Origin of the sequence: Mycolicibacter sinensis (assembly GCF_001673565.1) — a bacterium.
Classification (GTDB): Bacteria; Actinomycetota; Actinomycetes; order Mycobacteriales; family Mycobacteriaceae; genus Mycobacterium; species Mycobacterium sinense_C.
On record NZ_LZMF01000070.1, the window covers coordinates 1 to 23382 of the forward strand.

Genomic DNA, 23382 nt, shown 5'->3' on the forward strand with positions numbered 1-23382 from the left:
GAATCGCTTGTGGGTGGCCGATTTCACCTATGTCTCGACGTGGTCGGGCTGGTGCTACACGGCGTTGGTGATCGACGCTTACGCTCGGCGGATCCTGGGCTGGTCGGTGGCCACCACGATGACCAGCCAGCTCGTCGTTGACGCGGTCGAGCAGGCAATCTGGACCCGCCAGCGTGAAGGCAACGACCTGGCCGGACTGATCGCCCACCACGACCACGGAACCCAATATCTGTCGGTGGCCTACTCCGAGCGCCTAGCCACCGCCGGGATCAAGCCCTCGACCGGGGCGGTGGGGTCCTCGTATGACAACGCTCTGGCCGAGTCCGTGATCGGGCTCTACAAGACCGAGCTGGTCAAGCCGCGGCGGCCGTGGAAGGGCTTCGACGACCTTGAGATCGCTACGGCCGAGTGGGTCGACTGGTTCAACCACCGCAGGCTCTACGAGTACTGCGGCGATATGCCGCCAGCGGAGTTGGAGGCCGCGCACTACGCTCAACAACCGACTTCGACACCCGTCGAGGTCTCAAACTAGAAAGTCTCCGGACATGCCGGGGCGATTCAGTGCTACGGAAAGAGGGGTGTGCGGGTGAGGAGGCTTCGACAGAATTTTTGGGACGGATTTCTTGCCCTTGTGTCCTTATCGTCGGGCGTCACCACTTCGCTCATCGCGGTTGGAAAGCTCCCCGCTACGGGCTGGATCGCCGCCGCTCCAGGGCTGGCGACTTCCGGTGCCCTGTTCCTCGTCAGCGGGTTCAGCCTCAAATCGCGAGCGAAAGACCACAAGCTCCGAGCGGTACAGCAGGCATGTTTCGTCTTGATCGCTGAGGCGCTGATTGGGATCGCGAGCCATGCTGGAGTCGCTACAACCACCTTGGGAGCCAGTGTCTTTGTCGTACACCGGAGTGTTTGGGCGCGATTGAGTCGCCGCCCTGGAGTTCTCAAGCGAATCGCCCGACTTCGCTTCGGCGAAACGCCTAATAAGAGCCGCGTCAAGTGGACGATGGGTAAGGGGTGCGTGGGGCGAGCATGGAAGAGCAAGAACGAGGACTATAAATGGTGGACTACGGCCGAGCTTGAAGAACAGAAGAAGGACAGCGAGGCTGGGCGTCGTGGCCGCGAGGAAATGACAGATTCGGAACGAGCAGCCCTTGCGGGCAAGTACTGCGAAGTGCGGGCTGCTGCCATCATCTCTAGCGCGGGCAAGGTCGTAGGCGTACTGTCGGTGGATCGCCCCGCGGTCCACAAGGAGGGCAAGACTAAAGTACTGGCGTCTGACACCGCCAAGAAGATGACCGCTATGACCGCGAGCCTTCTGATGAGGGCTCTTCCCGATCCGTAGGATCGGTGGTAGCGGAGGAGGATATACATGGCTCCCAGATCACGTAAGAAGCCCACTACCCTGTCCGAGGCTGATGCTGCGGTCGTCTCCTTCCTGCAACGATTGCTCGAAGCGGACTTGTCGAGCAGCGTTCGAACCGAGGTTGAAGAGCAGTTACGGGCATACGGCGTCCAGCGACCGCAAATGGCGCGATCTCAACGTCGTCGAAGCCTTTCCGCGGCCGCCATGGCCTGACCAGTCCAATCGGGTGGAGCCAGACGGATTCGGTCAGGGCGTTGCCAAAGGACGCCCCACGTTCCTCGGTCGAAGGCTCGGTCCCACCTGTGGCCACATGTATCTAGTAGGCCACCGATAAGCGGTGGCTTGCGGGCTCGTCGGTAAGCAACAAGCCCGGCCAGGCCGATGCCTTTCAGGCACGTGCCGCGCTAGACCAGATCCGACGGACGTAGATCGCTGACGGTTCATGCCTTCTGCCCCGGGCGGGACCAGCTAGGCGGCATCATCACGTATGAAGGCACGGACAGCTATCCATGCTCTACCCCCCGGTCACGTATGCGCGCAAGCAGGACCCACACCTGTATGACACTTTCTCACTGCTGCCGCCCATCTATCCAACAGTTGTCTCGATTCTTTAGTTTCGAGAGACTGTCCGGCGAAGCTGCCGGCGCTCGCGTATCCGCAGTTCAATTTTCTCGAAAGTTCTCTCTTATCTAAACCGTCGCCCGTCGGTATTTTGAGATATAATCGACAGCATGACGTCTTCTGTCGCCAACCCCGTCACCGGCCACCTGCTCGGCTACGCCCGGGTGTCTACCGGTCATCAGTCCCTCGATGCACAGGTCGACGCACTCACCGCCGCTGGGGTCGACCGCGACCGGGTATACGACGACAAGCTGACCGGCACCTCAACGAAGGAGCAGCGGCCCGGCTTGGCCGCACTGCTGGACTACGCCCGCGCTGGCGACACCATCGTGGTCGTCGGTATCGACCGGCTGGGACGCAGCGCCGCCGAGGTCATGGCCACCATCAAGCAGTTGCTCGACTATGACGTGATTATCCGCTCTCTGCGGGAGGGGGTCGATAGCTCCACGCCCACTGGCCGGGCCGTGCTTGGGATTATGGCCAGCCTCGCCGAACTGGAGTTGGAGCTGGGTCGCGAACGTCGTAGTGCCGCGAAAGCTGCCCGGAAGGCCCGCAACCTGCCGATCGGTCGGCCTCGGGTGATTAGCGACGAACAGGTCGCTTTCGCCCAGCGGATGCGCGCCTCTGGGGAACCGGTCGCCGAAATCGCCAAGCAACTAGGCCTTAAAGTACCAACCTTGTACCGCTACCTGTCCGAGAAGAGCTGACCGACCGAAGCTGCGGCAGCTGCGGTCGGCCATGCCGCGGTTGTTTCCAGTTGATTCCGTTTCGCCCGGCGATCCTGATCGGGAAGCCCCCGATCGTTCGGCGGTTCTCGGCCGCGGCGCGCGACCATCGGCTCCCAGCGGCCACACTTGACCAGTGCGGCGATGAGCGGGCCTACGAATGAGGGCAGGTAACAACCATGGACGACATTACGGCGAGATCGCGCAGAGTCGAACACTGGCGGAATCGCTACGGAATCAACTTTCCAGATGTGGACCTTCCCGGCGGCAGCCCCTTCGTGCATGGCATCCCAACTAAGGAAGAACTGCTCCTACTGGCTCTTCAAATAAAGGCACGCAAGTTCGGCGTTCCCGTCAAGGCCATGATCCGCCGCTACGGCGACGACTTGCACAAGGCGCGAGAACTCGACGAGCCGCGCCGCGACTTCTATATCGAGAAAAACGCGATGCTCGCTGACGTGGCACGCCAGATTGGTCGCCCCTTCCGCAAGCGATACGAGGGCCTGAAACATCGGGCATTCAAGCCCTGGGTACCGGACTCCCACGCCTAGCGCCGGCCAATGAACTGAAGCCGGGCAGCGCTGACCGAGGCCCGACCCGGGGTTCGCCAGCTCAGAGGCAGGCGATATCCCGATCCCGCCCGGGCCTACATCGACGTCCAGATGTTGTAGGCCTGTAACTGTCGGTAGGCGATGATGAGGTCGTCCACAGTCGACGCGGAGGGTGCGCAGGGATATGGGTTCGATCCATGACGTGATCGAGGTGCTGCGCCAAGCGCCGTCGAACTCTGAGCGCGGCACCCAGTTCGAGAAGTTGATGGTGCGCTACTTCGAACTTGACCCGATGCTGGTCCAGCAGTACGACCACGTGTGCCGGTGGATCGACTGGCCCGGCCGCAACCGCACGATCGACACCGGCATCGATCTGGTGGCCCGCGAGCGTGACACCGGTGAGTACGTCGGGATTCAGTGCAAGTTCTACGAGCCGGGAAACACCCTGCCGAAAGGCGAGATCGACTCCTTCCTCAACGAACTCGGCAAGGACCCGTTCACCAAGGGCATCATCATCTCCACCACCAACCGGTGGGGCAAGAACGCCGAGGAGTCGCTGGAGGGCCGCTCCAAGCCGGTGAGCCGCATCGGGCTCGACATGATCGCCGAGTCCCGCATCGACTGGGACATCGCCTGGCCCGCCGGGCAACTCCAGATCGAACTCACCCCATCGCAGCGGTTCGCGCCCCGGCCACACCAGGAACAGGCCATCGACGCCGTCCTGCGCGGCTTCGCCTCCGGGAACGACCGGGGCAAGCTGATCATGGCCTGCGGCACCGGAAAGACCTTCACGGCGCTACGCCTGTGCGAGCGCGTCGCTGCCGACCAGGGCGGGGCGGCGCGGGTGTTGTTTTTGGTGCCGTCGATCTCGCTGTTGAGCCAGACGCTGCGGGAGTGGACTGCCCAGACCGAGCTGGACTTGCGGGCGTTCGCGGTCTGCTCGGACACCAAGGTGTCGCGCACGGTTGAGGACTACAACGTCCACGATGTGCCGATCCCGGTCACCACCGACCCGGCTCGCCTGGCACAGGACATGGCGCACCGTAAGCGTGCCGCCGGGTTAACGGTGGTGTTCTCCACCTACCAGTCCCTGCCCGCCGTCGCCGCCGCCCAAGATGCTGGGGTTGATGAGTTCGACCTGGTCATCTGCGACGAAGCTCATCGCACCACCGGGGTCACCTTGGCCGGTGAGGACGAATCGAACTTCGTGCGCGTCCACGACTCTGACTACCTCAAGGCCCGACGGCGGCTGTACATGACCGCCACACCGCGGATCTTCGCCGACGCGGTCAAAGACAAGGCCGACGAGCACTCCGCCGAACTGGTCTCGATGGACAACGAACTGACCTACGGCCCGGAATTCCACCGGCTGAGCTTCGGCGAGGCCGTTGAGCGCGGCCTGCTCACCGACTACAAGGTGCTGGTCCTCACCGTCAACGAGTCCGTGATCGCACCCCGGCTCCAACAACAGCTCGCAACCGTCTCCGGCGAACTGCCCCTCGATGACGCCTCCAAGATCATCGGCTGCTGGAACGGCCTGGCCAAACGGGCTGGAACCTCACCGGATGGTGGCGGGTTCGCCCCGGGTGAGGCCCCGATGCGTCGCGCAGTAGCGTTCGCCCGCGACATCAAGACCTCCAAGCAGCTGACCGAGATGTTCCCGCTGGTCGTCGAGGCCTACCAGGACATGCTCAACGAGCACGAGAACGACGGCCAGCCCATCAACGACACTAACCGCGGGCTGACCTGCGCGGTCCGCCACGTCGACGGCACCTTCAACGCCCTGGAACGCAACCTGCAACTGACCTGGCTCAAAGGCGTCATCGCCGAAGACGAGTGCCGGGTGCTGTCCAACGCCCGCTGCCTATCCGAAGGCGTCGACGTCCCGGCCCTGGACGCAGTGATGTTCCTCAACCCCCGCAACTCCGTCGTCGACGTGGTGCAGTCCGTTGGGCGGGTGATGCGCAAAGCGGAGTCCAAAGACTACGGGTACGTGATCCTTCCGGTCGCAGTCCCCGAAGGCGTGGAACCGTCCGAAGCGCTCGGCGACAACCAGCGGTTCAAGGTGGTCTGGCAGGTCCTCAACGCCCTGCGCTCCCACGACGAGCGCTTCGACGCGATGGTCAACTCCATCGCCCTGAACGGCAAGCCCGACACCAAGACCGGCCAGGGCAGCACCTTGATGCTCGACCACATCGGCCCCGTCACCGACGACGGCACCACCGAGACCGCCGCCAGCGACCTGACCCAGCAGCAGATGGCGCTGTTCTCCCTGTCCGCGTGGCAGGAGGCCATCTACGCGCGCATCGTCGACAAGGTCGGCACCCGCACCTACTGGGAGCAGTGGGCCGCCGACGTCGCCGACATCGCCGCCCGCCTGGTCACCCGCATCACCGCCCTACTCGACGCAGCCGACTCCGACGCCGCCGCGGGGTTCGAGCAGTTTCTCACCGGCCTGCGCGACAACCTCAACGACTCCATCACCACCGCTGATGCAGTCAGCATGCTGGCCCAGCACCTGATCACCAAACCGGTCTTCGACGCCCTGTTCGCCGGGCACGACTTCGCCTCCCACAACCCTGTCTCGCGAACCATGCAGAAGATGGTCGACGCCCTCGGTGATGCCGGGCTGGAAGCCGAGACCATCAGACTGGAGGGCTTCTACGCCTCGGTGCGCCGTCGGGCCTCCGAAGTCACCAGTGCCGAGGGGAAGCAGCAGGTTATCGCCGAGCTGTACGAGAAGTTCTTCCGCATCGGTTTCAAGAAGCAGGCCGATGCTCTAGGCATCGTCTACACCCCGACCGAGATCGTCGACTTCATCCTGCGCGCCGTCGACACCGTCTCTCGCACCCACTTCGGGCGCGGACTCACCGACGCCGGTGTGCACATCCTCGACGGGTTCACCGGCACCGGCACCTTCATCACCCGGCTACTGCAATCCGGCCTCATCCACCCGCCCGACCTGACTCGCAAGTACGCCAGCGAACTGCACGCCAACGAAATCATGCTGCTCGCCTACTACATCGCCGCGGTCAACATCGAGACCACCTACCACGCCCTGACCGGCAAGACCGCAGGGGAAGACGACTACGAGCCGTTCCCGGGCATCGTGCTCGCTGACACCTTCCAGATCAGCGAAGCCGATGACTCAATGGACTCGGTCATGTTCCCCCACAACAACGCTCGCATCGGAGCCCAGCTCGCCACCCCGATCAACGTCATCGTCGGCAACCCCCCGTATTCGGTGGGGCAGACCAGCGCAAACGACCTCAACGCCAACATCAAGTACCGCACCCTCGACAAGCGCATCGAGGACACCTACGTCAAGCGGTCGACCGCGACCAACAAGAACAGCCTCTACGACTCCTACATCCGCGCGTTCCGGTGGGCCACCGACCGCATCGGAGACGCCGGGATCGTCGGGTTCGTCTCCAACGGGGGCTGGATCGATGGCAATACTGCCGACGGCATGCGCCTATCCCTGGCCGACGACTACAGCACGATCTACGTCTACAACCTGCGAGGAAATCGCCGGACTAGTGGTGAGGAGCTCCGGAAGGAAGGCCGACCCGTCTTCGAGTTCGGTGGGCGGCGAGCTGACGGCACAGAGATCAGTAACACCGATGGAGGATCAAGGGCGGCGATCGCCATCGTCCTACTCGTCAGAGACCCACACCAGACCGGCCCTATAACCGTCCAGTACACCGAAGTAGCTGACTACCTCTCCGCTGGCGAAAAGATTCGCGCGGTCAGTCAAGCCCAGTTTGACACCATTGACTGGCGGACCATCACCCCCAACACGCACGGCGACTGGATCAACCAACGCGACGACACCTACAACAGCTGGCCAACTATCGGAGACAAGCGAGCCCGTTCAGGGGTCCTGACCGTCTTCGCGAGCTATTCATCCGGCCTGAAGACCGGGCGTGATCCCTGGTGCTACGACTACTCGCGCGATCAGCTCAATGCGAACATCCACGAACTCATCACCCAGTACGACATCGTCAGGGAAGCCTTCCAAAGGGAGTTCCGAGGAGCGCTTCCCAGAGAGGCTGACGTCACTCGGTTCCTGCAGTCGAAGGCCGAGTTTACTCGCGACGGAATGATCAGCTGGAACCGAAGCCTCAGGCAGTACGCCGCGAAGAACACCACCATCGCGTACTCAGGAAACAGCCTGCGGTTGAGCGCTTACCGCCCATTTCAACGGCAATGGAGCTACTTCGATCGTCGAGTTAACGACATGGTGTACCAACTGGCATCCATGTTCCCGACGCCACACCACAAGAACACCGGCATCGTCGTTACCGGCCCCGCGTCGCACTTCGAGTTCACGCCGTTTATCACCGACCTGCTCCCGAACCTGCACGTATTGGACACCGCGCAGTTCTTCCCGCGTTGGACCTACGAGGAGGCCAACCTGGATGACGACGGCCTGAACTTCATGAGCGCTGAAGATGGTCCGGTCGACGAGTACGGGTATCGCCGGGTGGACAACATCACCGACGCCATTCTGACCCTGTACCGCGACGCCATCGGCGGACACGTGAGTAAGGACGACATCTTCTACTACGTCTACGGCCTGCTCCACGACCCTGACTACCGCACCCGCTACGCGGCCGACCTCAAGAAGATGCTCCCGCACATCCCCACCCCGCAGACTCGGGAGCGCTTCGAACAACTAGGCGATGCTGGACACCGGCTGGCCGAGTTGCACGTTGGCTATGAGACCGCGGACCCCTACCCGCTTGACGTCCAACTCAAGCCCGGTGCGGGGCCGGACAACCGCGAGACCTGGCGAGTCGCGACGATGAAATGGGCCTCCAAGGCCGACCAAACGACCATCGTCTACAACCCGCAGGTCACCATCGCGGGCATCCCCAAAGAGGCCGAACGCTACATGCTCGGCCCCCGGTCCGCCCTGGCCTGGATCATCGACCGCTACCAGGTCAAGACCGACAAGGCCTCCGGCATCGTCAACGACCCGAACGACTGGTGCGACGAACACGGGGACCCGACCTACATCGTCGACCTCATCAAGAAGGTCACCACCATCGCCGTCGAGACGACGAAGATTGCGGACAGCCTCAGCACGTAGCGGCGTTGTGGGCTGCAGCCTGAGCGGCGGCGTCGGGGCCGGGATGCGCTCCATGGTCGGCCCTCTGTCCGCCCGCGACGGCTATCCAACCGGCCGCGAGGACCAGGCCGTCGAACTCGCCCTCAGAACAGGTCGAGCTGTTCGCAAGCGGTGAGACTGAAGTCGAATAGGGGAGCGAATGCCGGATGGCGGCGACCGGATCACCTCTGACACAAATATCGATGGGGAGATCACGGCAACGAATGTCCGCCGAGATGGTTAGATTTGAACAATGCTAGAAGACGACTGGAAGGTGGTCGCTGAACGTCTCTGGCGTTCTTTCGTCGACCTTCGAGAAGTGGTCGAAGACACCAATGTCGACGATCCGATAACTAGTCGCGAGGCCTTGCAGCAGTTTTGCCGGTACGCGTTCGAGTTATGTGACTGGCTGCAGGCCGCCGACATTGATCAATCCTCCAAAGACGCGGTGCGGCAGCTGTTCGGTCAGCGTTCGAAGAACCCAGCGCAGCGGAAGCCGGGGACATCAATCGCACTCGCTGCATGCGCGGACCTCGCGAACGAGTCCAAGCACGCCGTGTTGGACCGCTCAAGCTATTCGGAGGGTGGTCACGCGAACGTCACGCACGAGTGTATGTCGTCCGTCGACGACCTACCGGAGTTCGCTCGGCGACTTGTCGATGACGTCCCTCGAATTGGTGAGCATCAATGGATGTGGATCATCACGATCAACGGCAAGGAGTACGACGCGCTTGTTCTCGCCGAGGATGCGATGAACGACTGGACGAACTGTCTTGTCGATGCTGGACTCGTGGCCTCGCACGTCAACGGGTGGGCCTTCCTCTAGATCGAGCACGCCAGCGCAACAACACCCGGTGCTGTCGGTGGAGGACTCGGTGCATTCCACCGCACTTCAGGCGATGCAGAGCGGCAAGTTCCGGCCCAAGGTGTGCCCCGCCGCACGCCATGCGCAGACCATCTACCTCCTTCGGCTCGTGAATGGACGCGAGCTGGACACAATTTGGACGCATCATCTGCGATGTAGGTGATCGAGTGTGATCGAGTTTTGCCAGCTCAAAGCTCATCCTGGCGTCGACCTGCACCCGCGAATAGGGTTCAAATCCCTCCGCCACCGCCATAGCAAACCCGCGCCGAGCGTGCGTGTTTGTACGCCGACTCCCTGGGAGCGGCGTACAACCGTGCACGTTGGCCGCACAGCGCTCACCGCGGCCGATCCACGGCGTAGGTCCCCGCGTTGTCGGTGAACTCCACCAGCACGTGGCGTCGGGCGCCGTCGACGGTGACCGCGCAGGTGAAGGTGCCGCCTTTGCGGACGGTCGGGTTGACCCCGTTGTTGCAGCGCACATCGCCCACCTGCTCACGCCCGTAGCCGTTGATCGGATCGGTGAGCACGCCGCGCACCCCGTCTTGGGCGTGGCCGACGTCGAGTTGCACCGTCCCAGAGCCGCCGACCACGCCGCGCAGGACCAGCGTCAGCAGCAGCGCCAGCGCGAGCAGCCCGGTGGCGCCCGCGCCGATCAGCACGACCCGCTGTGACGGACGTTGCGGGCCAGCAGGTTTCGGGGGAGCAGCGGCCGGCCGCGCCGGTTGCTGCGGGGCCGGCGGCCGCCGGAACTCCAGATACCACGGTTGCTCGGGACGCTGCGCGGGCCCGCGCGGAGGCTGCGCCGGCCGGTGGGGAGGCTGCGCCGGCCGGCGGGGAGGCTGCGCGGGCCGGTGGGGAGGCTGCGCAGGCCGATAGGGCGGCTGGGCAGGCCCGCGCGGCTGCGAAGGCCGCGGGATCGGCCTGGTCCGCCGCTCCGGTGGTTCGGGCGGTTCGTCGCGACGGTTCATCGCGCCCCCATCACGGGAACCGCTCGAAGCAGCCGTCGATATCGCCGTGCAGCCCGGACCGGAACGCCAGGATCCGGGTGAATCCGGCCGGCACGGTGTGGTCGTCGACGTCGCTGGCGACTATCCCGTTCATCAGCAGACCGGTGACCGCCTCGTCCAGGTCACCGCCGGCCAGCATCAGTCCCGGGCCCGACGACATCGTCATCGGCTCGGCCATCCGGCGCTGGGCCACCCCGGTCAGGCACGCGGTGCGCAGCGCGGCGGTCGCCGACGCCAGACCGACATCGCGTTCACTTTGCACCGCAAGCGCATAGCGGGACGTCACGGCCGACAATCCGGTGTTGTCGCCCTGCGGCATCCCCATCGTCGACTGATCCGTCGGTGCGCTCATGTCCTGTAGTCCGGGCATGTCGACGACGATGGTGTCGGTCTCCGGGCAGTAGGCCACCGGGTCGGGCTCATGGCCGCTGGGGCACTTGCCCGACGTCGCCAGCTTCGGTGGGCGGGACAAGCCGAAGATCTGTCCCAGTTGCTCCATCAGCGTCGACAACACGCCCTCGTCGATGGTGAGGTCGCTTTGCGGGTTGTCCGAATCGAACAGCGAGCGTGGCAGATTCCCGCGGCGCTTGCGGATCTCGCCCATGTCGATCTGAGCGCACATCTCCGCGCCGCCGTCGAAGCCGGTCTGGAAGGCGCCGACCCGGTCGAGCGCGGTGCCGTGCTCGTCGGAGACCGACACCGGGTTGTCCGGCGTCGAGACCGGGTCGCGGATCACGATCAGCCCGGCCAGCACATGGTTGAGCCCGTCGCCGGTACCCAACTGCGCGCGCGACGACTTGCCCGCCGCCACCCACTGCAGATACACCCCGGCGAAACAGTCGGCCTGCTGCTCGCGCACCAGGGTTCGGGTCAGCGGGTTGACGATGTTGGCCATCGCCTGCAGGGCGTGCCCGTACTCGTGGGCCAAGGTGCCGTTGATCGCCATGTCGCCGAAGTACTTTCGGGCCGTCGGCATGAACTTGGCCCGATCCCAGGCCATGGTGTCGGCGCGGCGGCAGTACATCGCGTTCGGCAGGCGGTAGACGTCGCCGCCGCACACCGCCGGAGAATTCGGGTCGGTGGAGTCGTAGGACACCAGTGTCGACACCGGCGTGAAGCGTCCGCGCAGCGACTGGGCGTAGTGGTGCGTCCAGAAGTCCTCGATGTCGTCGACCGCCAGCAGCGCCAACCGGTCGATCTGTCCGCCGTCGCTGTTGGCCAACCTGGCGGTCACCGGCGGGACGTCGCCGCGCGGGCCGCTGGGGCCATTGGCGGCGGGCAATCCGCCGACTCGGCCCGGGTCATACAGCATCGACACCGCCCGGCCGGCCACCACTGTGGGTGGGCCGCTCGCGCAGCCGGTCAGCACCAGCAGCATGGTGGTGAGTGCGACAACCAATCTGGACATCGTCACCCGCGCAGAAACGCGACGATCCCGCTGGTGACCGCCGCGGCATACCGGGCGCGCCCGTCGGGGCTGCCCAGCAACGCCGCGTCGTCGGCGTTGCGCATATTGCCCAATTCGACCAGCACCGCGGGATATTCGGCCAGGTTCAGCCCGGCCAGATCCGCCCGGCCGTAGAGCCCGTCGGCGCCGAGGTAGCTGGACTCGGGGATCCCGGCGGCCGCCAGCGAGTCGCGGATGGCACCGGCCAGCCGCACCGCCGGGCCGGACTGGGCATCATTGAGCGCAGGACTGGAGTAGTTGACATGGAAGCCGCGGCCTGAGGCCGGTCCGCCGTCGGCATGGATCGAGACGATCGCATCGGGGCGTGCGGTGTTGGCGGCGGCGGCCCGCGCGTCGATGCACGGCCCTACCGACGCGTCGTCGGTTCGCGAGAGTTCGGTGTGTACGCCCAGCTGGTCGAGGGCCGCCCGGATCCGGTTGGTCACATCCCAGTTCAGGCTGTGCTCGGGGTAGCCGTCGTCGGTGGCGGTCCCGCTGGTCTGACAGGGCTTCGTGCCGCCACGTCCGTTGGGCACCTGCCGGGTGATCGAGGCGTCGGTGGCGCCGCTGTGACCCGGATCCAGAAACACCGTCTTGCCGGAGACGGCCGGGCCGTCGGGGTCGGCGGGCGCGGTGGGCGCACCGGCGGTAGTCGCCACGAAACAAGCGGCGAAGGCGACACAGGCAATGGTCCGGCGGCGCACCGCCAAAGACTAGCAAGCGGGCGACGGCCGGCCGGGGTGTAATGGATCGATGCAGCTGATGTCACCGACCGATTCGGTCTTCCTCTTAGCCGAAAGCCGCGAGCATCCCATGCATGTCGGTGGCCTGATGCTGTTTGAGCCGCCGGAGGGCGCGGGGCTGGAGTTCGTCGGCGAGATCTACCAGGGGCTGCTGGCCGCCCGTGATCTGCAGCCCGCCTTCCGTAAACATCCGGCGACCCTGCTCGGCGGAATCGCGAACGTGGGCTGGGCCTTCGACAACGACGTCGACATCGAGTACCACGTGCGGCGCTCAGCGCTGCCGGTGCCGGGCCGGGTGCGCGATCTGCTGGAGTTGACGTCGCTGCTGCACGGCAGCCTGCTCGACCGGCACCGTCCGCTGTGGGAGGCGCACCTGGTGGAGGGTCTCAACGACGGCCGGTTCGCGGTGTACGTCAAGATCCACCACAGCTTGATCGACGGGGTGTCGCTGCTGCGGCTGCTGCGACGCACGCTGTCGGACGATCCGCGGGCGGCAGACCTGCGCACCCCGTGGTCCCTCGCGCCGCCGTCGCGGCCGCGCCCGGATGCCCCGTCTCGGCTGCGGCAGCTGACCGGAATCGCCAAAGACGTTGCGGCGCTGGGCCCGTCGACGGTGAAGCTGGCGCGTGCCGCACTGTTGGAACAGCAGCTGACCCTGCCGTTCGAAGCCCCGCGCACCATGCTCAACGTCAAGATCGGCGGGGCCCGCCGGTGCGCGGCGCAGTCCTGGCCGGTGGCCCGCGTCGTCGCGATCAAACGGGCCGCCGGGGTGACCGTCAACGATGTGGTGCTGGCGATGTGCGCCGGGGCGCTGCGGGCCTACCTCGAGGAGCAGCACGCCCTGCCCGAGCATCCGCTGGTGGCGATGGTGCCGGTGAGCCTGCGCCGCGACACCGACGCCGATTCCGGCGGCAACATGGTCGGCACCATCTTGTGCAACCTGGCCACCGATCTCACCGACCCGGCGCAGCGGTTGGAGACCATCAGCGAATCGATGCGCCGCAACAAGAAGGTGTTCAGCGAGTTGCCGCGTGCTCAGGCGCTGGCACTGTCCGCGGCCAACATGGCGCCGCTGGCCTTGGCGGCGATCCCCGGCTTCGTCTCGGCGGCGCCCCCGCCCTTCAACATCGTCATCTCCAACGTGCCCGGCCCGGACGAGCCGCTGTACTGGCGGGGCGCCCGCCTGGACGGCAACTACCCGCTGTCGATCGCCCTCGACGGGCAAGCGCTGAACATGACCGTGGTCAGCAACGCCGGCAACCTCGATTTCGGTCTGGTCGGCTGCCGCCGGTCGATTCCGCACCTGCAGCGCCTGCTCGGGCACCTGGACACCGCGCTGGAAGACCTGGAACGCGCCGTGGGTGTCTGACCCGTGGCCAAGCGCAGCGCCGGGCTGCTGCTCTACCGGTCGGGACCCGACGGCGCCGTCGAGGTGCTGATCGCCCATCCCGGCGGGCCGTTCTGGTCACGCCGGGACGACGGGGCGTGGTCGATCCCCAAGGGCGAGCAACCCGACGGCGAGGACCCGTGGGTCACCGCGCGACGTGAATTCGTCGAGGAACTCGGACTGGACCCGCCCGACGGTGAGCGACTGGAGCTCGGTGTGGTGCGACAGGCCGGTGGAAAAGTGGTCACGGCGTTTGCTGTGCGCGGCGACCTCGACGTCGCTGACGCCCGCAGCAACACCTTCGAACTGGAGTGGCCACCGCGGTCAGGCAAACTGCGGGAGTTTCCCGAGGTCGACCGGGTCGGCTGGTTCACCGTCGCCCAAGCGCGCACCAAGTTGCTGGCCGGCCAGCGTCCGCTGCTGGACCGCCTGCTGGCTGCGGTTAACGGTTAACGGCGGAACCAGGAACGCCGCGGGGCCTGCGCCTCGGCGTGCCCCTCACACCACTGCTCGGGCGGCACCTGCGCGCGCACGTCGGCGATGTGCTCGCCGCAGCCGTCCCAGGTGGTCTTGCCACAGACCCGACACGGCACGGGGTAGCACATCAGCGGTTTCCTTTCAGGCGGTGCGCAACGCACCCGCCAGGGTATCGATGACGGTGCGGATCTTCTCGGTTACCTCGTCGGCGATCGGCCCCAGCGCCGGATTGTCGACGACTTGGGCCATCAGTTGCGGGTTCATCGCCTCGACCAGGACGGTGCCGGCCTGTTGCGGGTCCTCGCGAACCACCACGTTGCAGGGCAGCAGCACCCCGATGCGCTTGTCGGCGGTCACCGCACGGTGTGCCAGCGGCGGGTTACAGGCGCCCAGGATCAGGTAGCGCTCCATCTCCTCACCGAGCTTGGCCCGCAGCGTCGCCTGCATGTCGATTTCAGTGAGTACACCGAAACCGTTGTCTTTCAGTAATTCTCGCGTCTTGGCGGTAACGGTGTCGAAGTCGACGCCGGAAACCGCGGTGCTCATCGCGACGGACATTGAGACCTCCTTGGTCGCCGTGGATACCCCCAATATACCCCATGGGGTATATACCGCCACGGTAGTGTCGCCTCATGCAGACCCTGCGTACCCCCGACGACAGGTTCGTCAACCTTCCCGACTTCGGCTATTCGCCCCAGTTCTGCGACCTCGACGACGATGACGGCGGCACCCTGCGGGTGGCCTGGGTGGAAGACGGTCCCGACGACGGCGACCCGATCCTGATGCTGCACGGCGAGCCGTCGTGGTCGTATCTGTACCGCAAGATGATGCCGATCCTGGCCGAGGCCGGACACCGGGTGATCTGTCCAGACCTGGTCGGGTTCGGGCGCTCGGACAAGCCGACCCGCGCCGAAGACCACACCTACGCCCGCCACGTCGAGTGGATGCGGGCGCTGGCGTTCGACGTGCTGGGCCTGCAGCGGGTGACGCTGGTCGGCCAGGACTGGGGCGGGCTGATCGGACTGCGGCTGGTCGCCGAGAACCCGGATCGGTTCGCCCGGGTCGTGGTGGCCAACACCGGACTGCCCACCGGGGATATCCCGATGCCGGAGATCTGGTGGCGCTTCCGGGAGGCGATCCAGAGCGCGCCGACGATCGACGTCGGATGGTTCGTGCAGTCGGGGTGCCGCAAGCCGATGGGCGACGCGGTGCGGGCCGGCTACGACGCGCCGTTCCCCGACGACAGCTACTGCGTCGGCCCGCGCACCATGCCGTCGCTGATCCCGACCACCCCCGAGGACCCGGCCGCCCCGGCTAACCGGTCGGCGTGGGCCGCGCTGTGCGCCTCGGAGACCCCGATGCTGGTGGCGTTCAGTGACGGTGATCCGATCACCGGGGCGATGGGTCCGATCTTCCAGCGCGAGATGCGCGGCGCGCGCGGCCGCGCCCACCCGGTGATCCACGACGCCGGCCACTTCCTGCAGGAGGATGCCGGCGAGGAGCTGGCCGGCCACATCGTGGAGTTCCTGCGCCGTTGAAGGTCCTATGCCAGTCCCGCCCCGCCCGTCGAATGTGCGTTTCTATCCGCCAACTCCGGTGTGTCGCGGATGAAACCGCACAGTCGGCGGGGTTTTGATGGACAGCATGGACCTGCCCGTGGCCCCGCCGGTGGATCCGATGCTCGCCAAGGCGGCGGTCAAGGTTCCCGACCAACCCGGCCTCTGGTCCTATGAACCCAAGTGGGACGGCTTTCGCGCCATCGTGTTTCGCGACGGCGACGAGGTGTTGCTGCAGTCGCGCAACGGCAAGCCGCTGGGCCGCTACTTCCCGGAACTGCTGGACGCGTTGCGCGCCGAGGTCGCCCCGCGCTGCGTGCTCGACGGGGAGGTGGTGGTGCCCCGGCAGATCGGCGGACGCACCCGGCTGGACTGGGAGTCGCTGAGCCAGCGCATCCATCCCGCCCAGAGCCGGGTGCGGATGCTGGCCGAGCAGACCCCGGCGCAGTTCATCGGCTTCGACGCGCTGGCCACCGGGCAAGCCTCGCTGCTCGACGAACCGTTCCGGGTGCGGCGCGAGGCGCTGGCGGAGCTGATCACCGGTGGCCCCAGCTGCCACGTCACCCGCGCCACCGCCGACCCCGAGCAGGCCATGCACTGGCTCACCACGTTCGAAGGGGCCGGGTTGGACGGCGTGGTCGCCAAGCGCACCGACGGGCCATATCTGCCCGGCAAGCGCGAGATGGTCAAGGTCAAACACCGCCGCGACGCCGACTGCGTCGTGATGGGCTACCGCATCCACAAGAGCGGCGCCGGCATCGGCTCGCTGCTGCTGGGCCTATACCGCCCCGACGGCGAACTGGCGATGGTCGGCGGCGCGGCCTCGTTCACCGACGCCGACCGGCTCAAGCTCCTGGCTGAGCTGGAGCCGCTGCGCCTCGGCGACGTCCGCGAGGGCGAGCCCAGCCGGTGGAACACTGGGCCCAACAAGGCCGACAAGCAGTGGGTGCCGATCCGGCCCGAGCGGGTCGCCGAGGTCGCCTACGACCAGATGGAAGGGATGCGCTTCCGCCACACCGTGAAGCTGCTGCGGTGGCGCCCCGACCGGGACCCGGCCAGTTGCACTTTTGACCAGCTCGACGTCCCGCTGAACTACGAACTCGCCGACGTGCTGGAGAGCTGAGATGGGAACAGGCGGGAAATCGGACGAGGAGTTGATCGTCGACGGCACCGCCGTCCGGTTCACCAGCGGCGACAAGGTGTACTTTCCCCGGCTCGGCGCGGGCGGCACCAAGCGGGCGCTGGCCGACTACTACCTGGCGGTGGCCAAGGGGCCGTTGCTGCAGGCGCTCCGGGACCGGCCCACCCACCTGCAGCGGTTCCCGGACGGCATCGAAGGTGCCGAGGTCTACCAAAAGCGGTTGCCGCGGGGCCATCCCGACGATCTGGAGGCCTGCCGGGTGACGTTCCCGTCCGGCCGCACCGCCGACGCCCTCAAGGTCATCCGGCCCGCCGACATCTTGTGGGCGGTGCAGATGAGCACCGTCACCTTCCACCCCTGGCCGGTGCGCTGTCCCGACACCGACCATCCCGACGAACTGCGCATCGATCTGGACCCGCAGCCCGGCACCGGCTTCACGCAGGCCCGTGCTGTCGCACTGGAGGTGGTGCGTCCGCTGCTCGATGAACTCGGACTCGTCGGCTACGTCAAGACCTCCGGGGGCCGCGGCCTGCACATCTACCTGCGGATCAAGACCGACTGGGACTTTATCGAGGTCCGCCGGGCCGGAATCGCGCTGGCCCGCGAGATCGAGCGGCGCGCACCGGAGGCGGCCACCTGCTCCTGGTGGAAGGAAGAACGGGGCGCGCGAATCTTCGTCGACTTCAACCAGAACGCCCGCGATCGCACCATGGCGTCGGCCTACTCGGTGCGGGCCACCCCGATCGCCACCGTCTCCACGCCGCTGGCCTGGGGCGAACTCGCCGACGCGGATCCCGACGACTACACCATCGCCACCGTGCCCGACCTGGTGGCACGTCGCGGTGATCCGTGGCGCACCATCGATGATCTCGAACAATCCCTCGAGCCGCTGCTGGAGATGGTCGTCGCCGACGAAGCGCGTGGCCTCGGTGACCTGCCGTACCCGCCGAACTATCCGAAGATGCCCGGTGAGCCCAAGCGGGTGCAGCCCAGCCGGGAGAAGTCAGGCTGACTGCTCCAGCAGCCCCACGCAGGTCGCGGTGAGCAGCCGGGTCAGCGCGGTGCTGAAGTCCAGGTCCCAGCCGGGCGCCAGTTCCGGCTCGTCGGCGTAGGCCTCGGTCAGGGACGGCGGCGGGTGTGAGACCTGCCACAGCACCGACCCCAGCGAATAGGCCGCCAACAGCAGATCCAGCGCCCCTTTCGGCCCCAGTGCGGGCAGCGCCCGTTCGATCGCACCGGCACTGGCCATCACCGCGGCAGCACTGACCCGCCGCACCTCGATCACCCGCTCGGCGTCCACCTCGTGCTCCAGATGCAGGTGCAGGTTGGACAGCAGGTCGCAGAACAGCGGATCGGCGGCCAGCCCGCTGACCAGGGTCTGGACCACCCGCTCCGGCGACATCGGGCCGGGCCGGTCCAAGTCGGTGCAGACCGACTCCGACCAGCGTTGCCAGCTCTCGGCTGACAGACGGAGGAGCACCTCTTTATAGGAACTGAAGTAGCGGCGCACGGCCGAGTAGTGCACCCCGGCGCGGCTCGCCACCGCGGTCAAGGTCACCGACGCGACACCGGCCTCCAGCGCCACCGCACGGGCGGCTTCCACCAGCGCTTCTGCCCGCTGCCGCTTCTTTTCTTCGCTGCGAGCGCGTTGAAATGAGACCTGCCGCACCGCGCGAGAATAACGCACACGATGTGCGTTGCGACAGCTCCGGAGCGTGCTGTAGCGTGCGTTTACGCACGTGGACTTGGGTTAGGGTACCCAAAGGTGCTAGCTGAAGGGGACTCCGATTTTCAAGGTGCTGAGTCGGGTGTGGATACCCCTGGTGATTCTGGCCGTCGTTGGTGTCGCCGGGTTCACGGTGACGCGTATCCATGGCCTGTTCGGATCCGAGAAGCGGCCGACCTACGCCGACGGCCAGATCGACGAGACCAAGCCCTTCAACCCCAAGCGGTTGACCTATGAGATCTTCGGCCCGCCGGGCACCGTGGCCGACATCAGCTACTTCGACGTCAACTCCGAACCGCAACGCGTCTCCGACGCCGCGCTGCCATGGCAGCTCGAAATCGTCACTACCTTGCCGGCAGTGGTGGGAAGCATTATGGCGCAAGGCAATAGCAATAGCATCGGCTGCCGCATCACCGTGGATGGGGAGGTGAAGGCCGAACGCATCTCCAATGAGGTGAACGCCTACACCTTCTGTCTGCTGAAGGCGGCATGAGTTCGCCTATAACCGACAGCGCGGGCGGACCTCCTCAGCGGACATTCGTCGCGCGCACCATCCGCCGGCTGTCGGTGCCCATCATCCTCGCCTGGCTGGGGCTGATCGTGCTGCTCAGCGTCACCGTGCCGTCGCTGGAACAGATCGGCAAGGAGAACGCCGTCTCGGCGAGTCCGACCACCGCCCCATCCATGCAGGCCATGACCGAGATGGGCAAGGTCTTTCAGGAGTCGGATTCCGACAGCACCGCGATGATCGTGCTGGAGGCCGACCACGAACTCGGCGACGCCGAACACGAGTACTACGCCGAGATGGTCAAGCGGCTCGAAGCCGACACCGCGCACGTGCAGCACGTCCAGGATTTCTGGGGCGACCCGATGACCTCGGTCGGTGCCCAAAGCGCCGACGGCAGAGCGACTTACGTGCAGCTGAACCTCGTCGGCAACATCGGGCAGGCGGCGGCCAACGACTCCGTGGAGTCGGTCCGCAACATCGTGGACTCGGTCCAGAAACCGCCAGGGCTGACGGTCTATGTCACCGGCACCGCGGCGCTGGCCAACGACATGAACTCCGCCGGCGACAAGTCCATGCTGCGGATGATGGCCGTCACCATCATGGTGATCCTGACGATGCTGCTGGCGGTCTACCGGTCGATCACCACCGTGGTGCTGCTGCTGGCCTCGGTCGGCCTGGAACTGTCCGCCGCACGCGGAGTGGTGGCCTTCCTGGGCCATCACCACTTGATCGGACTGACGACATTCTCGGTCAACCTGCTGGTCTCGCTGGCGATCGCCGCCGGCACCGACTACGCGATCTTCCTGATCGGCCGCTACCACGAAGCCCGCCACAACGGTGAGGATCCGGAAACCGCCTACTACACGGCTTTCAACGGCGTCTCGCACGTCATCCTGGGCTCCGGCCTCACCATCGCCGGGGCGGTGTTCTGCCTGCACTTCACCCACATGCCCTACTTCGTCTCGCTGGGCATCCCGTGCGCGGTCGGCATGGTCATCTCGGTGCTCGCCGCGTTGACGCTGGGCCCGGCGATCATCACCGTCGGCAGCCGGTTCGGCCTGTTCGAGCCGAAGCGCAAGATGAGCACCCGGGGCTGGCGGCAGCTGGGTACGGCGATCGTCCGGTGGCCGGGTCCGATTCTGGTCGCCTCCCTGGCCATCTCGGCCGTCGGCCTGCTCGCGCTGCCCGGCTACCAGCCCGCCTACGACGACCGGAAATACATCCCCACCGACATACCGGCCAACGAGGGCTTCAACGCGGCCGACCGGCACTTCTCGCAGTCCCGGATGATGCCGGAGGTGCTGATGATCGAATCCGATCACGACCTGCGCAACCCGTCGGACTTCCTGGTCATCGACAAACTGGCCAAGGCGGTGTTCAAGGTCGTCGGCATCTCCCGGGTTCAGGCGATCACCCGGCCGCAGGGCACCCCGCTGGAACACACCTCGATCCCGTTCCAGATCAGCATGCAGAACGCCGGCCAGATGGCGACCATGCAGTTCCAGAAGAAGCGCATGGACGACATGCTCACCCAGGCCGATGCGATGGGAGAGACCATCGCCACCATGCGCCAGATGCTCGGCTACATGAGCCGGTTGGCCGCCACCACCCACGCGATGGTGGTTGACATGGACAACCTACAGGGCCAGATCTACGACATCCGGGACCACATCGCCGATTTCGAGGATTTCTGGCGGCCGATCCGGAGCTACTTCTACTGGGAACCGCACTGCTACGACATCCCGATTTGCTTCTCGCTGCGCTCGGCGTTCGACATGGTCGACAGTGTCGATCAGATGAGCGAGAGCATGGACAAGATGATCGCGCACATGGGCGACATGGACAAGCTCATGCCGGAGATGCTGACCACCTTCCCGCCGATGATCGACACCATGCAGACCATGCAGACCATGATGCTGACGATGCACAGCACCATGTCTGGGATCTTCGCCCAGATGGACGAGATGGGCGACAACGCCACCGCGATGGGCAAGGCGTTCGACGAGTCCAAGAACGACGACTCCTTCTACCTGCCGCCGGAGGTGTTCGAGAACCCCGACTTCCAGCGGGCGATGAAGATGTTCTTGTCCCCGGATGGCAAGGCCGTCCGCATGATCATCTCGCACCGGGGCAATCCCGCTACCGCCGAAGGCATTTCGCGTATCGACCAGATCCGCACAGCTGCCGAGGAGGCGCTCAAGGGAACGCCGCTCGAGGACGCCAAGATCTATCTGGGCGGGACCGCGGCGCTGTTCAAGGACATGCACGACGGTTCCTACTACGACCTGCTGATCGCCGGAATCGCCTCGCTGTGCCTGATTTTCGTCATCATGCTGATCATCACCCGTGCGCTGGTCGCCGCGTTGGTGATCGTCGGCACCGTCGCGCTGTCACTGGGGGCGTCGTTCGGGCTGTCGGTGCTGGTGTGGCAGCACATCATCGGTATGCCACTGCACTGGCTGGTCATGGTGATGTCGGTGATCGTCCTGCTGGCCGTGGGCTCGGACTACAACCTGATGCTGGTCTCCCGATTCAAAGAGGAGATCCACGCCGGTCTGCACACCGGCATCATCCGAGCCATGGGCGGAACCGGAAAGGTGGTGACGGCGGCCGGCCTGGTGTTCGCCTTCACCATGGCCTCGATGGCGGTCAGCGACCTACGCATCATCGGGCAGATCGGCACGACCATCGGGCTGGGGCTGCTGTTCGACACCTTGATCGTGCGGGCGTTCATGACGCCGTCGATAGCTGCGCTGATGGGCCGCTGGTTCTGGTGGCCGATCAACGTGCTGCCGCACGTCGGCGGCAAAGCCGCCCGGCAGCGCGAAGCCGCGGCCGAGCACGCCGCCGACGCCGAGTCGACCGAGGAGTTCTCCCGTCCGCAGGCCTGAGGCGGGGGGAACACAACCGGTGCTCGGTTGTGAGCGAGCCCATGCGGCCAGGGCGGAAGAATAGTTAGGTAGCCCGGCTAAAGTTATGTAGCATTACGTGTCGAGTTCGGATAATTCCGCAGCCCTGTGCCGTTGCGTCCGTCTCACCCGGCGCAGCGGTCTCACCAGCGGGGATTGCCGCCGCAAACCGACATAGGGAAAGAACGGGATAATGGCTACAGTGGATTCCATGCGTACGCATCGCCCAATTCGGCGCGGAGTCGCGCTGGCCTTCGTCGCCGGTTTCGCCGCCGCCCTGTTCCCCGCCACCGCCGCCGCTGACGCCACCGACGACTTTCCGATCCCGCGGCGGGTGATCCGCACCGACTGCAGCGCCGAGCAGATGCTGGCTGCCAGTCGCGACCTGTCGCCGATCTACTACGAGCGCTACATGATCGACATGCACAACAAGCCGGTGCAGGTACAGCAGGCCGCTATCGACAAGATGCACTGGTTCTTCTCGCTCAGCCCCGAGCAGCGCCGGGCCTACTCCGAAGAACTGGCGACGAACTTCGCCGACCCGCTGACGGTGTCCTGGCCCAACCACGCCAAGATCTTCTTCAACAACAAGGGTGTCGTCGCCAAGTCGACCGAAGCCTGCAGCCAGTACCCGCGCGACGACATGTCGGTGTGGGACTGGGCGCCCAAGCCGTAACCATGCCGATGCTCATCCGTCGAGTCACGCAGGCTGTGGCCCTCGCCGGCTTGGCGGGCGGTCTGCTCATGGCCGGGCAGGGCTCACCGGTACAAGCCCAACCTGCGGGCTTTCCCAACCTGGATGACTTCACCACGGTCCCGGTCGACGACTACCTCAGCACCGGCCCGAAGGGGCCCGGGCGCTGGGTGAATTTCGCCACCCCATACAACATCGCGTGCCAGTTCGACGCCATCGAACCGCCGGCGGGCTCCTCGCAGGCGATCATGTGCGACGGCGACATGCCGGGCATGGCCAACGCACCGCTGAGTTCGGGTGCGCCGGTGCCCGGCGGATGTGTGATCGGCACCGTGCGCTCGCAGGGCGCGGCCGGGCTGCGCTTGAACCGCGAATCGACCAGCTGCGGCCGGCAGTTCTCCAACGGCGGCTTCCTGGGCGTGGGGCAGAAGGTCTCCTACGCCAACGTGACCTGTGCGGTGGGCGCCGACCAACTCGTCGCCTGCCTGGACACCTCGCTGGGACATCACGGTTTCGTGCTGCGGCCGGCGGGAAGCACCGCCTTTTAGCGAC

The 23382-nt window shown here is 65.8% G+C and carries 21 protein-coding genes; 15 read left to right on the plus strand and 6 right to left on the minus strand.

Annotated elements, in window-relative coordinates:
• From A5648_RS10605 to A5648_RS10630, 6 genes are all read left to right on the plus strand, one after another.
• On the plus strand, window positions 1–532 hold a 532-nt coding region (locus A5648_RS10605; protein WP_065024507.1), incomplete at its 5' end, for an IS3 family transposase.
• A 54-nt stretch (window positions 533–586) separates the two neighbouring features.
• Window positions 587–1339: a hypothetical protein gene (locus A5648_RS10610; RefSeq protein WP_131810549.1), complete on the plus strand. Its 753-nt coding sequence runs from the start codon at window positions 587–589 to the stop codon at window positions 1337–1339.
• A gap of 752 nt (window positions 1340–2091) precedes the next feature.
• Entirely contained in the window at window positions 2092–2688 is a 597-nt protein-coding gene (locus A5648_RS10615) for a recombinase family protein (RefSeq protein ID WP_065024509.1), read from the plus strand.
• A gap of 197 nt (window positions 2689–2885) precedes the next feature.
• On the plus strand, window positions 2886–3257 hold the full coding sequence (locus tag A5648_RS10620) for a hypothetical protein (RefSeq protein ID WP_131810550.1): 372 nt from the start codon (window positions 2886–2888) through the stop codon (window positions 3255–3257).
• Window positions 3258–3441: 184 nt separating this feature from the next.
• Window positions 3442–8352 carry a DEAD/DEAH box helicase gene (locus A5648_RS10625; protein WP_065024511.1) on the plus strand — a complete coding sequence of 1637 codons (4911 nt, stop codon included), beginning with the start codon at window positions 3442–3444 and terminating at the stop codon, window positions 8350–8352.
• A gap of 271 nt (window positions 8353–8623) precedes the next feature.
• Window positions 8624–9196, plus strand: a complete 573-nt coding sequence (locus A5648_RS10630; protein ID WP_065024512.1) for a hypothetical protein — start codon at window positions 8624–8626, stop codon at window positions 9194–9196.
• Window positions 9197–9570: 374 nt separating this feature from the next.
• On the opposite strand, the gene A5648_RS24605 is transcribed toward A5648_RS10630, so the two are convergent.
• From A5648_RS24605 to A5648_RS10645, 3 genes are all read right to left on the minus strand, one after another.
• Window positions 9571–9894, minus strand: coding sequence for a DUF4333 domain-containing protein (locus A5648_RS24605; protein WP_065024513.1), 324 nt, complete (start codon window positions 9892–9894; stop codon window positions 9571–9573).
• Window positions 9895–10213: 319 nt separating this feature from the next.
• Window positions 10214–11650: a neutral zinc metallopeptidase gene (locus A5648_RS10640; protein WP_065024514.1), complete on the minus strand. Its 1437-nt coding sequence runs from the start codon at window positions 11648–11650 to the stop codon at window positions 10214–10216.
• A 2-nt stretch (window positions 11651–11652) separates the two neighbouring features.
• Window positions 11653–12393: an Rv3717 family N-acetylmuramoyl-L-alanine amidase gene (locus A5648_RS10645; RefSeq protein WP_082966427.1), complete on the minus strand. Its 741-nt coding sequence runs from the start codon at window positions 12391–12393 to the stop codon at window positions 11653–11655.
• A 49-nt stretch (window positions 12394–12442) separates the two neighbouring features.
• Between A5648_RS10645 and A5648_RS10650 the strand changes: the two genes are divergently transcribed.
• Window positions 12443–13801 carry a WS/DGAT/MGAT family O-acyltransferase gene (locus tag A5648_RS10650; protein WP_065024516.1) on the plus strand — a complete coding sequence of 453 codons (1359 nt, stop codon included), beginning with the start codon at window positions 12443–12445 and terminating at the stop codon, window positions 13799–13801.
• 3 nt (window positions 13802–13804) lie between these two features.
• Window positions 13805–14272 carry an NUDIX domain-containing protein gene (locus A5648_RS10655; RefSeq protein ID WP_065024517.1) on the plus strand — a complete coding sequence of 156 codons (468 nt, stop codon included), beginning with the start codon at window positions 13805–13807 and terminating at the stop codon, window positions 14270–14272.
• On the opposite strand, the gene A5648_RS24020 is transcribed toward A5648_RS10655, so the two are convergent.
• Window positions 14269–14424 carry a hypothetical protein gene (locus A5648_RS24020; protein WP_165607329.1) on the minus strand — a complete coding sequence of 52 codons (156 nt, stop codon included), beginning with the start codon at window positions 14422–14424 and terminating at the stop codon, window positions 14269–14271. The two genes, A5648_RS10655 and A5648_RS24020, sit on opposite strands and share 4 nt — an antisense overlap.
• 13 nt (window positions 14425–14437) lie before the next feature.
• Window positions 14438–14854: a DUF302 domain-containing protein gene (locus A5648_RS10660; RefSeq protein ID WP_065024518.1), complete on the minus strand. Its 417-nt coding sequence runs from the start codon at window positions 14852–14854 to the stop codon at window positions 14438–14440.
• 74 nt (window positions 14855–14928) lie between these two features.
• Here A5648_RS10660 and A5648_RS10665 point away from each other — a divergent pair, with 74 nt between their 5' ends.
• From A5648_RS10665 to A5648_RS10675, 3 genes are all read left to right on the plus strand, one after another.
• Window positions 14929–15834: a haloalkane dehalogenase gene (locus A5648_RS10665; protein ID WP_065024519.1), complete on the plus strand. Its 906-nt coding sequence runs from the start codon at window positions 14929–14931 to the stop codon at window positions 15832–15834.
• Between the two features lie 106 nt (window positions 15835–15940).
• Complete coding sequence (locus tag A5648_RS10670) at window positions 15941–16975, plus strand: ATP-dependent DNA ligase (protein ID WP_109470759.1); 1035 nt, start codon at window positions 15941–15943, stop codon at window positions 16973–16975.
• A gap of 1 nt (window position 16976) precedes the next feature.
• Entirely contained in the window at window positions 16977–18005 is a 1029-nt protein-coding gene (locus tag A5648_RS10675) for a DNA polymerase domain-containing protein (RefSeq protein WP_065024521.1), read from the plus strand.
• Here the strand turns inward: A5648_RS10675 and A5648_RS10680 are convergent.
• Window positions 17997–18680 (minus strand): TetR/AcrR family transcriptional regulator, encoded by a 684-nt coding sequence (locus A5648_RS10680; RefSeq protein WP_109470750.1) that lies wholly within the window; start codon window positions 18678–18680, stop codon window positions 17997–17999. The two genes, A5648_RS10675 and A5648_RS10680, sit on opposite strands and share 9 nt — an antisense overlap.
• Before the next feature lie 109 nt (window positions 18681–18789).
• On the opposite strand from A5648_RS10680, the gene A5648_RS10685 reads away from it, so the two are divergent.
• The 4 genes from A5648_RS10685 to A5648_RS10700 all read left to right on the plus strand — a co-directional run bounded on the left by A5648_RS10685 (window position 18790) and on the right by A5648_RS10700 (window position 23378).
• Window positions 18790–19212, plus strand: coding sequence for an MmpS family protein (locus tag A5648_RS10685; RefSeq protein WP_065024523.1), 423 nt, complete (start codon window positions 18790–18792; stop codon window positions 19210–19212).
• Window positions 19209–22118, plus strand: a complete 2910-nt coding sequence (locus tag A5648_RS10690) for an MMPL family RND transporter (RefSeq protein WP_207511659.1) — start codon at window positions 19209–19211, stop codon at window positions 22116–22118. The genes A5648_RS10685 and A5648_RS10690 overlap by 4 nt, the downstream gene beginning before the upstream one ends.
• A gap of 229 nt (window positions 22119–22347) precedes the next feature.
• On the plus strand, window positions 22348–22812 hold the full coding sequence (locus A5648_RS10695) for a DUF5078 domain-containing protein (RefSeq protein WP_064855808.1): 465 nt from the start codon (window positions 22348–22350) through the stop codon (window positions 22810–22812).
• A gap of 2 nt (window positions 22813–22814) precedes the next feature.
• Window positions 22815–23378, plus strand: coding sequence for a hypothetical protein (locus tag A5648_RS10700; RefSeq protein ID WP_065024525.1), 564 nt, complete (start codon window positions 22815–22817; stop codon window positions 23376–23378).
• Window positions 23379–23382: the final 4 nt, after the last annotated feature.

Coding starts and splice junctions, on each gene's coding strand:
- A5648_RS10675 (WP_065024521.1), top strand. CDS start 16,977: ATGGGAACAGGCGGGAAATCGGACGAGGAGTTGATCGTCGACGGCACC.
- A5648_RS10615 (WP_065024509.1), top strand. CDS start 2,092: ATGACGTCTTCTGTCGCCAACCCCGTCACCGGCCACCTGCTCGGCTAC.
- A5648_RS10695 (WP_064855808.1), top strand. CDS start 22,348: ATGCGTACGCATCGCCCAATTCGGCGCGGAGTCGCGCTGGCCTTCGTC.
- A5648_RS10660 (WP_065024518.1), bottom strand. CDS start 14,854: ATGTCCGTCGCGATGAGCACCGCGGTTTCCGGCGTCGACTTCGACACC.
- A5648_RS10700 (WP_065024525.1), top strand. CDS start 22,815: ATGCCGATGCTCATCCGTCGAGTCACGCAGGCTGTGGCCCTCGCCGGC.
- A5648_RS10630 (WP_065024512.1), top strand. CDS start 8,624: ATGCTAGAAGACGACTGGAAGGTGGTCGCTGAACGTCTCTGGCGTTCT.
- A5648_RS10625 (WP_065024511.1), top strand. CDS start 3,442: ATGGGTTCGATCCATGACGTGATCGAGGTGCTGCGCCAAGCGCCGTCG.
- A5648_RS10620 (WP_131810550.1), top strand. CDS start 2,886: ATGGACGACATTACGGCGAGATCGCGCAGAGTCGAACACTGGCGGAAT.
- A5648_RS10665 (WP_065024519.1), top strand. CDS start 14,929: ATGCAGACCCTGCGTACCCCCGACGACAGGTTCGTCAACCTTCCCGAC.
- A5648_RS10670 (WP_109470759.1), top strand. CDS start 15,941: ATGGACCTGCCCGTGGCCCCGCCGGTGGATCCGATGCTCGCCAAGGCG.
- A5648_RS10640 (WP_065024514.1), bottom strand. CDS start 11,650: ATGTCCAGATTGGTTGTCGCACTCACCACCATGCTGCTGGTGCTGACC.
- A5648_RS10650 (WP_065024516.1), top strand. CDS start 12,443: ATGCAGCTGATGTCACCGACCGATTCGGTCTTCCTCTTAGCCGAAAGC.
- A5648_RS10690 (WP_207511659.1), top strand. CDS start 19,209: ATGAGTTCGCCTATAACCGACAGCGCGGGCGGACCTCCTCAGCGGACA.
- A5648_RS24020 (WP_165607329.1), bottom strand. CDS start 14,424: ATGTGCTACCCCGTGCCGTGTCGGGTCTGTGGCAAGACCACCTGGGAC.